The sequence below is a fragment of the Alterirhizorhabdus solaris genome, from assembly GCF_007785815.1.
GTDB lineage: Bacteria > Pseudomonadota > Alphaproteobacteria > Sphingomonadales > Sphingomonadaceae > Alterirhizorhabdus > Alterirhizorhabdus solaris.
In genome coordinates, this window is the sequence record NZ_VNIM01000002.1 from 108582 (window position 1) to 120769 (window position 12188).

14 protein-coding genes and 1 pseudogene are annotated in these 12188 nt (G+C 66.0%); 8 read left to right on the forward strand and 7 right to left on the reverse strand.

The features are described from left to right. Positions 1-11: 11 nt before the first annotated feature. Both FOY91_RS01230 and FOY91_RS01235 read right to left on the reverse strand, forming a co-directional pair. Positions 12-1247 (reverse strand): efflux RND transporter periplasmic adaptor subunit, encoded by a 1236-nt coding sequence (locus FOY91_RS01230; protein ID WP_145147271.1) that lies wholly within the window; start codon positions 1245-1247, stop codon positions 12-14. Beyond that, a complete protein-coding gene (locus FOY91_RS01235) occupies positions 1244-2476 on the reverse strand; it encodes a TolC family protein (protein WP_145147273.1) in 1233 nt (410 codons plus the stop codon). The genes FOY91_RS01230 and FOY91_RS01235 overlap by 4 nt, the downstream gene beginning before the upstream one ends. A gap of 206 nt (positions 2477-2682) precedes the next feature. Here FOY91_RS01235 and FOY91_RS01240 point away from each other — a divergent pair, with 206 nt between their 5' ends. Further along, complete coding sequence (locus tag FOY91_RS01240; protein ID WP_145147275.1) at positions 2683-2997, forward strand: hypothetical protein; 315 nt, start codon at positions 2683-2685, stop codon at positions 2995-2997. Between the two features lie 12 nt (positions 2998-3009). Here FOY91_RS01240 and chrA read toward each other — a convergent pair whose 3' ends face one another. Next, complete coding sequence (gene chrA / locus FOY91_RS01245; RefSeq protein WP_145147277.1) at positions 3010-4239, reverse strand: chromate efflux transporter; 1230 nt, start codon at positions 4237-4239, stop codon at positions 3010-3012. Between the two features lie 12 nt (positions 4240-4251). Beyond that, on the reverse strand, positions 4252-5211 hold the full coding sequence (locus tag FOY91_RS01250; RefSeq protein WP_238995161.1) for a chromate resistance protein ChrB domain-containing protein: 960 nt from the start codon (positions 5209-5211) through the stop codon (positions 4252-4254). An 85-nt stretch (positions 5212-5296) separates the two neighbouring features. On the opposite strand from FOY91_RS01250, the gene FOY91_RS01255 reads away from it, so the two are divergent. The 4 genes from FOY91_RS01255 (at position 5297) to FOY91_RS01270 (ending at position 7717) form a co-directional block, all read left to right on the forward strand. Beyond that, positions 5297-5656, forward strand: coding sequence for a Rap1a/Tai family immunity protein (locus tag FOY91_RS01255; RefSeq protein ID WP_145147279.1), 360 nt, complete (start codon positions 5297-5299; stop codon positions 5654-5656). 17 nt (positions 5657-5673) lie between these two features. Continuing rightward, positions 5674-6615, forward strand: coding sequence for a DUF1259 domain-containing protein (locus FOY91_RS01260; RefSeq protein ID WP_238995162.1), 942 nt, complete (start codon positions 5674-5676; stop codon positions 6613-6615). Positions 6616-6619: 4 nt separating this feature from the next. Continuing rightward, positions 6620-7114, forward strand: coding sequence for an arsenate reductase/protein-tyrosine-phosphatase family protein (locus tag FOY91_RS01265; protein WP_162527095.1), 495 nt, complete (start codon positions 6620-6622; stop codon positions 7112-7114). A gap of 69 nt (positions 7115-7183) precedes the next feature. Next, a complete protein-coding gene (locus FOY91_RS01270; RefSeq protein ID WP_145147285.1) occupies positions 7184-7717 on the forward strand; it encodes a DUF4142 domain-containing protein in 534 nt (177 codons plus the stop codon). 420 nt (positions 7718-8137) lie between these two features. Here FOY91_RS01270 and FOY91_RS01275 read toward each other — a convergent pair whose 3' ends face one another. Both FOY91_RS01275 and FOY91_RS01280 read right to left on the reverse strand, forming a co-directional pair. Further along, a complete protein-coding gene (locus FOY91_RS01275; protein ID WP_145147287.1) occupies positions 8138-8539 on the reverse strand; it encodes an HIRAN domain-containing protein in 402 nt (133 codons plus the stop codon). 23 nt (positions 8540-8562) lie between these two features. Further along, positions 8563-9213 carry a S24 family peptidase gene (locus FOY91_RS01280; protein ID WP_203234456.1) on the reverse strand — a complete coding sequence of 217 codons (651 nt, stop codon included), beginning with the start codon at positions 9211-9213 and terminating at the stop codon, positions 8563-8565. A 74-nt stretch (positions 9214-9287) separates the two neighbouring features. On the opposite strand from FOY91_RS01280, the gene FOY91_RS01285 reads away from it, so the two are divergent. Further along, positions 9288-9470: a hypothetical protein gene (locus tag FOY91_RS01285; protein WP_145147289.1), complete on the forward strand. Its 183-nt coding sequence runs from the start codon at positions 9288-9290 to the stop codon at positions 9468-9470. A 21-nt stretch (positions 9471-9491) separates the two neighbouring features. Here FOY91_RS01285 and FOY91_RS01290 read toward each other — a convergent pair whose 3' ends face one another. Then, entirely contained in the window at positions 9492-10130 is a 639-nt protein-coding gene (locus FOY91_RS01290; RefSeq protein ID WP_145147291.1) for a lytic transglycosylase domain-containing protein, read from the reverse strand. A gap of 133 nt (positions 10131-10263) precedes the next feature. On the opposite strand from FOY91_RS01290, the gene FOY91_RS01295 reads away from it, so the two are divergent. Both FOY91_RS01295 and FOY91_RS01300 read left to right on the forward strand, forming a co-directional pair. Then, complete coding sequence (locus tag FOY91_RS01295; protein ID WP_145147293.1) at positions 10264-11124, forward strand: DUF7146 domain-containing protein; 861 nt, start codon at positions 10264-10266, stop codon at positions 11122-11124. A gap of 79 nt (positions 11125-11203) precedes the next feature. Beyond that, a pseudogene (locus FOY91_RS01300) lies at positions 11204-12188 on the forward strand (hypothetical protein); the annotation flags it as partial.

Below are 12188 nucleotides of genomic sequence, written 5' to 3' on the forward strand. Positions count from 1 at the left end.
GGGCTGTCGTCCTAGTGATCGTGGCTCGCGCCGGACTTCTCGATATCAGCCTTGATGACGTAGCTGTTCTTCGCAGCGTAGGTCGTGCCGGGCTTCAGCCCACCCAGCACCTCCGTCCACTCCGGCCCTTCCCGACCAAGTTCCAGCATCCGGACCTCATAGGTGTTTCCCACCTTGGCAAAGACGACACGAAAATCTCGGAACTGCTGGAGCGCTTCCGTTCGGACCGCCAGCGGCACCGTGCGCTGGTCGACGGTGACGATCCCGCGCACTGCCATGCCCGGCCGCCAGAAGCCGCCGGGGTTGGGCAGCGCGGCCCGCGCCGTTACGGTCTGCGTCTGGACCTCCGCCAGGGGCAAGAAGTCGCGTATGGTCGAGCTCTGGCTGCGCTCGCCTTCAAGTCCGCGGATCTGCACGGCTTGCCCCGGTCGGACGCGCTCGATGTCGCGAGGGAAGACCGGGAAGGTCGCCACCGTGCGTGCGGGATCGGAGATGACGAAGATCGGATCGTCCCCGGTCACATCGCCGACATTGGTGTTCCGCTGCGTGATGACGCCGGCGATCGGCGCGGTGACGGCGTAGGTCTGTAGCGAGTAGCTGCTTTCTATGCGCGCAAGCAGCGCCCCGCGGCCGACCCGATCGCCGACGTTCCGATGGACGGACACGACGCGGCCGGGGAACTTGGCTCCCACATCGGCACTCGCCGACGGGTCAAGCTCGACCCGGCCGACGATCTCCAGCGTCTCGCCAACCGCGGCAGGTCCGGCGATCGCTGTTTCGATGCCGGCGGCGCGCGCCGCCGCGGGGGCGATCGTCGTACGGCCCTCATAGGAAGGAAACTTCCAGTGATGCCGTCGCCCGCCCTCGCTGGCGGTGACCGCCACGTCGAAGCTATGCGGCTCGACCAGCGTCGCTTGTCCACGCAGATAATTCTCTTCCGGCTTGAACGCGAAGGTCGTGACCTCCTCGTCGAGGCGCCGGATCGTCACGCTTGCCTGGACCTCTCCCGGCGGCAGCGGCTTGTCACCGCGATAAGCGTAGAGCCGGTACTCGGGCGGGATGCCGTCCTCGAACACGGTCATCTCCAGCGCGAAATCGCCATCACGGAGCATCCGGCCATTGTGAGGTCCGCGCTCATAGTCGCCGGCCGCCGGTGCCTCATGTTCCGCATTTGTGTTTGCGGCGCCGTCCCCGCAGGCGGCGAGCGGAAGGACGAGAAGCAGGGCGAGCGTGAACGTCCGCATCATTGTGTTCCTTGAGCGAAGGCGCCGAAGCGGCCGGTGAGCCGGTCCAGTTCGACCCGAGCTTCGTGATGACGAGCGGCGACACGGACCATCCGTGCGCGCGCTTCGTGGAGAGCGATTTGCGCCGTGGACACGTCCAGGAAGGTGAACCCGCCACGGTTGTAACCGGCGCGGACTTCGGCGAGCGTCCGCTGGGCACCGGGGACGACGCGGTCGCGGATCGCCTCGACCTCGTGGCGCGTTTCCTCAACCTTCTCCGCCGCAAGCGCGATAGCCTGTGTTCGCTGAAACCGCTCCACGGCGAGATCCGCCTCGACCTGTCTTGCTTCCGCTTCCGCACGCGCGATGTTGGCGCGATTGAGGCCGCGGTTGGCGAGCGGCAGCGACACGCCCGCGACCACTGCGACGTCGCCCGTGCCGATATAGCGCGGCCCCGCCGTCCAGGTCGGATCGGTGCGGGCACCCGCCTGTTGCAGAGTCAGCCCGGCAGCGGCGCGACGCCGCCGGGCCTCGAAGATGGCGAGATCGGCGGCGGCGGGTTGGAGCGGACCAGCTGAAGGGTCGAGTACCAGGAAGCGATCGGCCGTGACTGTCATGCCCGCCGCGTCGCCGCCCCAGAGCGATGCCAGACGCTTCATCGCGGCGTCGCGCGCGTGCTCGGCAAGCTCCAGATCGACCTTCGCCTCGGCGAGCTGCGTTCGGGCGCGCGTCCCCGCGAAGAGCGGATCACGCGCCTCTGCGACGCGGCGACCGACCTCGCGCGCTAACTGCTCGGCGATAGCGACACGCTCGCGGGCGATGCCGATCGCGGCTTCGGTCGCCTGGACCTCCACATAGAGGCGCTGCACCGCCGTCGCGACGTCCAGCCGGCGCACCACTGCTTCGGCGCGTGCAACGTCGAGATCGGCATCGGCCGCGGCGACGCGCGCGGCGCGCTTGCCACCGCGCTCGATCCGCTGACTGTAGGTCGCGCCAATCTGGATCTGACGGTTGAGATCGTCTCCCCCGACTCCGAAGTTTTCGGCGAGCACGTCAATGGACGCGGGCGGCCGCGTATCCGCACCCGCGCGCGCAGCGGTGAGCACATCGACGCGCGCGGCATTAGCGGCACCTTGCGGTGAGGCGCCGATCGCGCGCGCGACCGCATCCTCCAGCGTCAGCGTCTGGCCGTGAACGACCGCCGACAACGACAGCGCCGCCGCCACAACGGCGGCGCGCAAATATGGTTTCATGGGAAACTCTCCCGACGTTCAACGACAGTCGTCGGCGAATAGCGACGCGCGGACGCAGGTAGTCAGGCCGAGGGTGGCTCGAGCAGCGGGGCTATGCCGCGAGAAGGCCCGAAAGTCGCGATCGTCGAGGCGCTCCTCGCCGCCCCGTCGAGAAGAGCCGGCACGAACGCATCAGTCGTCCGGGCCAGGTCGCCCACGACATGAGTATGCACCGCGTGGCCGGTCGCCTTGCCCTCGTCCTCGTCCTCGTTGCCAACCGCGTCAGCGTGATCGTCATGATCCTCATCGGCGTGATGGACCACTACCCGATCTGCGGCATCGACATGGCCAGCGTCGTGCGCGTGACCGTGCGGCACGGCCGCGCCCATGCTCCCGTGCGAGAAGAGCATGACGCAAAGCATGAAGATGGCGAGCCATTGTCGCATTCGGGTCGCTTAACACCACGGGCAGCAACCAACAATCGAAACAACGCCAGCATCGGGAGCTCGCTGATCGAACGTCCTGACGACTCCACTCAGTAGTGCCGTTGCAGTCTAGCTCAGGGCAATCGCGCCGATCGCCGCGCCCATCGCAAGGACCGCCGGCGTGGCGAGCTTGCTCTTCCAGCAGTACATGATTCCCAGCGCGACCGCGAAGATGACCGCAGTCGCGGTCAGGCTCGGCGTGCGAACGGCCGTAGTCCGGGCGAGGTCGACAACAGTTACCACGATAAGTCCGACAACGCCGGCCGCGACACCCGCCAGGAAAAGCTGGAGCCGCTTATGCTCGACCACCGCCTCCAACCGCTCGTACAGCAGGAGAGAGAAGGCGAAGGCGGGCAAGAACATGCCGGCGGTCATCGCGAGCGCTCCGGCCAGCCCACCGCTGATCCAGCCGACGAAGGTGGCGAAGATGACGAGCGGCGCAGGCAGGATGCCCGACAGGCCGAGACCGTCAAGGAACTGCGCGTCGGACATCCAGCCCCGACCCACCGTGTCGTACCGGATGAACGGGATGGCGGTGTAGGCTCCGCCGAACGTCAGCAGCCCGCCTTTCAGCCCGGCCCAGAACAGCGCGGTGGCGGTCGGCGCGGGCTCCGGGATTTCGGTCGCCGCTCCCGCTAGGCCAGCGCCTTCCGCCCAGGTCAGGACCGCCAAGCCGACCGCGAGCAGAACCACCGTAGCCGCCAGAGCGTAGCGCGCGTTTGATCCGAGCGCATAGGCCGCACCGGCGGCCGGGAGTACAATCCAGAAGCTGACTCCGGCGAGCGAGGCGGCAGCCGCGGCGAGAGCAGCGGCCCAAAGCCACGGGTCTAGCAGGATATGCTCGCCGATACGGTGGACGGCGCGCACGATGACCGCGATCACCGCCGCCTGGACGCCGAGGAACATCGCGCCCAGCACGGTTTCCTGGATCGGCAGCCGCGTATAGGCCCAGGCGAGGACCAGCATGAGGACGAGGCCTGGCAGCATGAAGCCGAGCCCGGCGAGCAGTCCGCCCAGCCTGCCCTTTGCCCGGATGCCGAGGTGGACGCACAGCTCGTGCGCCTCCGGCCCGGGGAGCACCTGCATGACAGCGAGCAGGTTGTTGAATCGGTCGCTCGCTATCCAGCGTTCTTCGTCGACCAGCTCGCGCCGGATCATGGCGATCTGTGCCACCGGGCCGCCGAACGCCATCAGGCCGAAGCGCAAGAAGCGGAGGAACAGCGCGGGGTAGCTGAGTTCAGGGGGCCGAGCCTCGCCAGCCACCGGGCTCGGTAGAACGGGATGTTCGATGCTCGCCATGATGCAGCTCCCCTATATGCGGCGGCGTTTGGTGAAGTGGGCGTAGAAGCCGTCGAGCGCCCCCGACCCTTGCGCGATCCGCTCGCCATCATCGTCCGTGCCAGCACAGAGGCCGTTGATGAGTGCGGCGATGCCCGCCGTCTCCGCCCGGCCAAACTTGTCGTCGGCGATGTCGAGGTCGTGGACGATTTCAGCGAGCGCGATGAGCGCATGATCGCCGTCGAGCCCGGTCCGGTACACCAGCGTCTCAAAGGTGCAGCGCTCGCCCTCGTGCGTGAACTCCGCATCCGCCATGTCGAACCGGAGCTCGCCGGGATCGGGCACATAACCCTTGCCGTCGACGAACTTGAAGGTCGCATCCGGGTCGATGAACCGGCGGATCAGCCAGGCGGACGCAATGCGATCCACATGGACGTGTCGGCGCGTGGTCCAAATGCGGCTCTTCAGGTCGGTGAAGGTCAGCGCCGGCGCGCCCGGGCCAGTGACATCCGGGTGCTGGCCGACGCGTCCTTCTACTCGAGCGATGGCTGAGTCCGTCGCCTGCCGACCATGCGCGCCGAAGAAGTCAATCGACGAGATATCATCCAGCCTCTTCCGGAGGCGCCGGACCTCGACGGCGGCTACATATTCCGCCTCGGCGACCGTCAGCGCTTCGCGCGCCAGTTCTTCGTAATCGGCATCGCGGGCGGCGTCGAAGACGGCACGAAGCTCCGCATCCGTCATTCCTTGCACAAAGCGGGCCTGGAGGATCAGTGCCTCGCCACCGCCGACGATGATCTCCGCCCTCAGATCCTCGAAGAGCGTACGCGTGCCGTCACGTGCGGGCAGCGCGTGGACTGCATTTTTGAGCGGGGCGGCACCAATTGCTTGCAGGCGTCGCCACACTCGCACGCGCAGGTTGGCGGGTTTGGCCGGCAGCTGTGGGATCAACAACAGCCAGTCATGCAAACCGGGCGACGGAGCTTCAACCATGCAGCACATGTAACATAGCTTTTAGGGTATCGTACACTTGTATCATTCAGTCGTGATGAGGTAAGCTTGGGATGAGGAGACCGCGATGCACCCCGTCCGACTAAGTGCCTTCGCCATGTTGGCGTACCTCGCGGCTGCATCCCCTGCCCCGGCGCAACCGCGCTACGAAACGGTGGCGCAGTTGCAGCAGACTTGCGCCGATGAGTTGGCGCGGAAGGTGAACGGTCGATGTGAGGCCTATCTGGCTGGCGCAGCCGAAACGCTTTCTGCATTCGGTAACGGTGGCAGCGCGGCGGGTATCTGCGGGCGGGGCGTGCGCTCGGGCGAACTGAGCCGCATCTTTCTGGCATGGGCCACCAACAACCCGCACAACGCCAAAATGCCCCGGCTGGCCGGCGTGACGATGGCGCTGCGCCAGCGCTTTCCATGCCGGCCGACCAGTTGAAATCGAGGAGAGAAGCTTTGCGCCACCTGTTGCTCCCGCTAGCGGTCGCACTCGCCGTCCCCGCCGCCGCCCAGACCACCCCGCAAGCGGCACCGCCCCATGCGAATGCTGACAGGTGGACGCTAGTTGACAAGAGCCTTGGCCGGACGGGAACGACGCAACCGGACGGGGTTCGCCGCTACGGCTTTCCGCGCAGCGACCTCAACGTCCAGCTCGACGGTGTCGCGATCAAACCGGCACTTGCGCTCGGCTCCTGGGCGGCGTTCCATCCGATGGGTAATGAGGTGATGGTCATGGGGGACCTCGTATTGACGCACGAGGAGGTGAACCCCGTCATGAGCCGCCTGCTGGCTTCCGGCTTCACCATCACGGCGCTGCATAATCATCTACTCCGTTCCGTACCCGCAACGATGTATATGCACATCGGCGGCCATGGCGATCCGGTGAAGCTCGCGACGGCGCTTCGCGAAGCGCTCGCCGCCAGCCGAACGCCGTTGACGGCGCCGTCCCGGGACTCGCAGCCGCCTTCAGCGGGTGCCGGCTCGTCGCCGCCCTTGGCACTCGATACCGCCGCGCTCGACCAACTCATGGGCACCAAGGGCAAGCCGAACGCGGGCGTCTATCAGTTCAGTTTCCCGCGCGCCGAGCGGCTGACCGATGGCGGGGTGCCTGCGCCCGCCCCGATGGGGACGGCAACCGCCATCAACTTTCAGCCAACGACTCCAGGCCGCGCGGCGATCACTGGTGATTTTGTGCTCACCGCAGTCGAGGTCGACCCGGTACTTCGCGCCCTGCGCGCTGGCGGGATCGAGGTAACGGCGCTCCACAACCATATGCTGGATGACCAGCCGCGGCTGTTCTTCATGCACTTCTGGGCCAACGACGATGCGACCAAGCTGGCACGGGGTCTTCGGGCAGCGCTGGACAAGACCAACGTCGCGCGGCCGGGTGCCGGCTAAGCCCATGCAGCTTTCGAACCCGGGGACGCTGACGCGCCGCGCGGTTTTAGCGCTATCCGCTGCGGTGGTCGGAAGTATCGGCACCGGGGCCGTTGCGCGCTGCCGCCCGGCGCGCGTGCTTCTCGTTTGCCAGTTCGGGAGCGTGAAGAGTGCGGTCGCGCGCGAGGTGATGAAGCGGCGCGCGGCCCACCGCGGCATTGAGATCGAGATCCGGTCGCGCGGCATAACGCCCGAGGAGCACATGTCGCCAGCACTCGCAGTCGCGTTGCGCGCCGAGGGGGTGGACACGCGCGCACAGCCGCTGACGGGGCTCGCGTCTACGGACTGGCGGCGACAGGATGCGATCGTGGCATTCGACCCGGTAGCCAAAAGCGGACTGCCAGCCGGAGCACTCGACTGGTCCGACCTGCCCTCGTTCAACTCAGACTATGCCCGGGCCCGCCCGCTGCTCGCCGCGAGGCTCGACGCACTCCTGGACGACCTGCGGCGGCGCTGCTGACGGCGCCGTGCCTGGAGGAACTTCATCCGCCGCGGCTCGATACACCATCTGATATCAGGAGAGTGACTCATGCGAATGCCGATCAGATCAGTCTTCGGCGCGATCACGATGACGTGCTTCGCGGTACCATTCTCGTCCTCCGTTGCTCAGTCGGGGATCAGCACCAATCCGGCTCCCGTCGAAGCCAGGGATTATTTCAGCGCCGTGCACGCGCTCAGCAAGTACGAGGTCGACGCCAGCCGCCTTGCACTGACCCGATCGCAGACCCCGGCGGCCCGTGCGTTCGCGCAGGAGATGGTCGCTCACCACACGCGCGCAATGGCAGAGCATGCTCGCCTGCTGGACGTTCCAAGTACCTCGGAGCCGGGAAGCGCGTTGGCGGGCCCTCTGTCGGAGATGCTGAACTCCCTGGAAAATACGCCGAGCGTCGAGTTCAACGCGGCATACAAGCGCGGGCAGATCGCCGCCCACGAGGAGGCGCTGAAAGTCCACACGTCCTACGCGGAGCGGGGGAGTGACACGGCGGCACGGGCCAAGGCTCAAGCGGCCATCCCCAAGATCCGGAAGCACCTCGCGACAGCCCGAAACTTGCCCGAAGCCTAAGGTCAAACCCCGCGCGCGGTCCAGATGAAGAGTGGTAGGTTGGCGCTGGTACCGGATCACCTGTGACGCTTCGCCGCGCTCAAACGCATGAAGTGTCAGTGGTGGTGTGGCCCACCCTTTTGTCGTCTCGACCTTAGTGAAGATGGGCACGGGTTAGTTCAGCGAGCGCCTCGGTCACCAAGCGCCATCTCGCGATCGCGTGGGGACGATCATCATCTTCCAAGTCGTTCATATAGTCGGAAGCCCAGGCGATCGCGTCTCTGGCACCAAGATCAGCGACCAAGTCTACCGCGATGCCCCACGCTTCTACGTTGTCTGACACGGGTGCACTCGCCGCTGACACGGCCAATCTGTGATCATCCATGATGCAGTCTCCTGTTCAAGGCTGTAAGTTGCAGTCGAGACGACCGACCCGACGTGCTAGTCGTCAGGTGGAAGGTAATCCGGCCAGAAGCCTGCATCGTCCGGGTCAGACTGAGACTGCCTCTGCGGTACCGACGCCGCCGGTATCACCGGCGCCTCTCCATCGAACGCCACGCGGATTGCCGCTCCAATGCGTGTCCGCTCCTGGAAAACAGCTTGGATCTCGCGCCCCAAGCGCACCATTCCTCCGATCCAGGGGGCACGCTCCGCGGTCAGATAGCCGATCTGGACGCCTCGCACGCTGAATACCGCAACGGCATTCGGGTCTGCCGGGTTCTTCGGCTCCGGCACGAGTTCGATCCTCTCACCCGGGACGCAGAGCAGGATCTCGAACCGACGATTGCTGCCATCGGCATTCGGATGGTTCGCGCCGACGACATGCAGGCTGAGTTGCTTCATAGCCATGTCTCGGTCCACCGCGATCAGCTCAGGGTGCGGCCGAACCATAGCACCCTGCCAACGATGTCGATCCGGGCAAGCTCGATGTTCTGCCAGCTCGGATAATCCGGATTGTCGCTCCTGATCGAAATGCCTCGACCGGACGGATTGCGCGCAAGCCGCTTCACCATGAGGCTGTCGTCAAGCCGCAGCACGTAAATGCCGTCACGAAGTCGCCCGACACCGTCCTTGCGATCGACAAGCACGTCGTCGCCATCAGCCAAGGTCGGCGCCATGGAGTCGCCCTTCACCCGGATGACCGACAAACCATCGGCCGATCCCTTGGTCCGTTCGCGCAACCAACGCGGATCAAAGCCGATCGTGGCCCGGCGAGCTTCCCCGAAATCGGCGGCTCCGTGTCCCGCCGACGCATATACGTCGAGCACGGGCACCTGCTGCAAGGTCGGCTGTTCCCACTCCTGCGGCCCTCCAAGGACGGCCTCTTTCACGCCAAAGTAAGCGGCGAGAACGCGGCGGTCCTCTTCGTGCAACCGCTTGGGCGTACCGCGCTTGATGTACTGTTGGATGTAAGCATCATTGCGCCGAAGCATGCGCGATAGCGCCGCATATTCCTCATTGCGCTCGTCAATCAGGCGCTGGAGCGCTGCACGAGGATCTTCAATCTGGGCAAGCATCATAGGATTCATCCTAGACAAAACCGGCAGGAGAATGGAACATAACAGGAACGATGTAAAGCGAGTCGGTGCCGATGGAGAACGAATTGCTGCAGAAAGTGGAGGAGTACCTCGCCCGCGCGGGTCTCAGCCCAACCCGCTTCGGCCGCATCGTCGTTCACGATCCACGCTTCGTGTTCGACCTTCGCGCAGGAAGGCGTCCTAGGCGAAAGGTCCATGGCAAGGTGACGGCCTACCTCGTCGCCCACGGCGCTTGATGATGCCTCCGCCACTCCGGCTCATCGGACGACGCCAAGTGACCAGGCAGCAAGGACCTTCCCGACATAGGCCGGCGTCTCGCCATTGGCCGGCACGCCGCGCGAGCGCAGGACGGCACCAGGACCAGCGTTGTAGGCGGCGAGCGCGAGATTGATCGATCCGAAGCGGTCGAGCATTGCGCGAAGGTACCGGGCGCCCCCATCAACATTGGCACGTGCGTCGAACGGATTAAGGACGCCAAGCGCGCGCGCCGTTGCGGGCATCAATTGCGACAGCCCCATCGCCCCGGCGCGGCTGATCGCACCAGGCTCGAACGCCGACTCGACCTCGACCAAGGCCTCGAGCAGACCGAGAGGCAGCGCGTGGCGCATCTCGGCAGCACGAATAAACGCCAGCACATGGGTGCGGGCCTGGCGCGTTATCGAGGGGCGCAACGTCGCGCGCGGTGCTACGAGGTTAATCCGGGGAACGGGCGGAAGTTGCCCCGCCGCGGCCATCCTGTGCTCGACGAGCGTGAAACCCGGCGGCGGAGAGACGCCCTCGTCGACGCTGGGTCCAATCGGCGCCTCAGCCGAAGGTGAGGATTGCGCGGCAAGCGCTGGCTGGCTGATCGCGACGAGCGCGAGCGCACTTACACAGGGGAGTAGGAATCGGATCATCGTGTCCTCGCATGGCTCTTTCCTTCCTCCTCGAATCGGAACATAGTGCGAACACACCGCTGTAGGAAAGCAGCGAAGCAGCCCTGGAGAGGAGGCGGCGGCCAGGGCCTGCACACGAAGATGCGAGACGCCGATGAGCTACCATGACCTTCACTTTGCAGTCGCAGCCGAGAGCGGACGTGCCATCGTCGAGTCGCTCGGCGGACGATGGGGACCAAGCGGCGGCATGTGCCGCTGCCCCGCGCATGGCGATCGCACCCCGTCGCTCAGCGTCAGGCTGGGCCGCAAGCGCCTGCTGTTCCATTGCTTCGCAGGTTGCGACAGTCGAGCGGTCCTCCACGCGCTGCACGCCTTGCGCCTTCCCGGCACCGCGAGTTGGTCTCCCGCCGAGCGGCACGATCCGCCTGACGATCTGAGCCGCCGAGCCGCCCAGCAGTTGTGGTCAGAGGCACGTGTGGCAGCCGGCTCGCCTGCGGAGCGTTACCTTGCGAGCCGAGGCATCAAGTCAACCCCTGCTCTTCGCTTCCATCCCCGCACGCCACTCGGTCCAAAGCCGTTCACCCGCTTCACGCCCGCGATGATCGCGTCCGTTGCCGATGAAACGGGCCTCATTGCCGTCCATCGATCGTTCCTGTCTCGCGACGGCAGACGACTGACGCTTCGCGAGCCGCGGCGCGCCGCGCTGGGGCGGCTTGGCACTGGCCTTGTCCGTCTCACGCCGCCTGCCCGCCGCCTCGGACTTGCCGAAGGCATCGAGACGGCACTGTCGGCCACGTCGTTGTTCGACGTGCCGTGCTGGGCGACCCTCGGGACAGAGCGCTTCTGCCGCATCGAGCTTCCGCCGAGCGTCGAGGAGATCGTCCTGTTCCTCGATCATGATGCGGGTGGAAAGCGGTCCGAGATGCTGGCGCGCGAACATTTTGGCCGGCGCGTGCTCGAGGCACACTACCCTCCCCGTTCGGGCGACGACTGGAACGACGTTCTGCAGCGCTGACGCATCGGAGAGAGGAAAGGCAGCGGGGCCGTGGGTGCCTTGGTACCGGCAATGAAGCCGGCCAGGCGGGAGATCCCTGATGACCGCACTTGCTCTGTCACGCGCGCCGGTCACCGAGCCGGTGATCAAGCTCGCTCATGCCCTCGTTGCCCATCTGCAAGCCGGCGAGCCGATCGATCAGCGCCTCCTGCGGCAGCTGCTCCAATCCGCCTGCTCGCAGGCGAGCACGCGCGACCATCGGTCGATACGCCACGCCTATGACGCGCTGGAGCTCGCGCAGATCCTTCTTCTCACCTCGTCCGCTTGGAGCGAGCACGACAACAACCTCGGCACGCTCGCCGCCCTCGCGGCACTGGTCGATCGGCTGCCGACGCAGAGCATCCGGACCGAAGAGCAGCTCGCCTTCCAGCAATTCTCGACACCTGCTGCGATCGCGTGGCTCCTGGGCCGGGCCGCAGCGCTTACCTCGGCGGACACGCTGCTCGAACCGTCCGCCGGAACAGGGATGCTCGCTTGGCCGGCCGCGCGTGCAGGCGCGCGCCTCATCCTCAACGAGATCGACCCCGTGCGCCGGCTGTGTCTGCGGGAGGCGTTCGGCGACGCTCAGGTGACCGGCTATGACGGGGAGCTGATCGACGACCTGCTCCCGCCGGACCAACGCCCGACCGTCGTCATCATGAACCCTCCCTTCGCCCGTTCCGAAGGACGCGGCGAAGATCGCCACGCAGCCGACCGCCACCTCCTTGGTGCTGCAAAACGCCTCCCCCACGGCGGACGGATCGTGGCGCTGATGCCGACCTGGTCCAGTCGCGATGTGCTTGGCTCGTCTTGGACTTGCCGCATGGACCTGACGCTGAGGCGTGGCCTCTATGCCAAGCACGGCACCGGCATCGCGGTGCGGCTGGCAGTCTGGGACCGGGTCACTGGCGGCGGGTTGCCGTTGGTCGGCGACATCGGGGACCTTGCTGATACACTTCGACCTGTCTCTTATTCACCTCTCCGGTCCCACGATACATCTCAGGATCGCGTATCCCGTCTTCTGCTTGAAAAAAACAATAAAGACG

Bases quoted from the DNA above. Each gene is read 5' to 3' on its own strand.
- FOY91_RS01230 (WP_145147271.1), bottom strand. From the start codon at position 1,247: ATGATGCGGACGTTCACGCTCGCCCTGCTTCTCGTCCTTCCGCTCGCC.
- FOY91_RS01235 (WP_145147273.1), bottom strand. From the start codon at position 2,476: ATGAAACCATATTTGCGCGCCGCCGTTGTGGCGGCGGCGCTGTCGTTG.
- FOY91_RS01240 (WP_145147275.1), top strand. From the start codon at position 2,683: ATGCACCGCGTGGCCGGTCGCCTTGCCCTCGTCCTCGTCCTCGTTGCC.
- chrA (WP_145147277.1), bottom strand. From the start codon at position 4,239: ATGGCGAGCATCGAACATCCCGTTCTACCGAGCCCGGTGGCTGGCGAG.
- FOY91_RS01250 (WP_238995161.1), bottom strand. From the start codon at position 5,211: ATGGTTGAAGCTCCGTCGCCCGGTTTGCATGACTGGCTGTTGTTGATC.
- FOY91_RS01255 (WP_145147279.1), top strand. From the start codon at position 5,297: ATGCACCCCGTCCGACTAAGTGCCTTCGCCATGTTGGCGTACCTCGCG.
- FOY91_RS01265 (WP_162527095.1), top strand. From the start codon at position 6,620: ATGCAGCTTTCGAACCCGGGGACGCTGACGCGCCGCGCGGTTTTAGCG.
- FOY91_RS01270 (WP_145147285.1), top strand. From the start codon at position 7,184: ATGCGAATGCCGATCAGATCAGTCTTCGGCGCGATCACGATGACGTGC.
- FOY91_RS01275 (WP_145147287.1), bottom strand. From the start codon at position 8,539: ATGAAGCAACTCAGCCTGCATGTCGTCGGCGCGAACCATCCGAATGCC.
- FOY91_RS01280 (WP_203234456.1), bottom strand. From the start codon at position 9,213: ATGCTTGCCCAGATTGAAGATCCTCGTGCAGCGCTCCAGCGCCTGATT.
- FOY91_RS01285 (WP_145147289.1), top strand. From the start codon at position 9,288: ATGGAGAACGAATTGCTGCAGAAAGTGGAGGAGTACCTCGCCCGCGCG.
- FOY91_RS01290 (WP_145147291.1), bottom strand. From the start codon at position 10,130: ATGATCCGATTCCTACTCCCCTGTGTAAGTGCGCTCGCGCTCGTCGCG.
- FOY91_RS01295 (WP_145147293.1), top strand. From the start codon at position 10,264: ATGAGCTACCATGACCTTCACTTTGCAGTCGCAGCCGAGAGCGGACGT.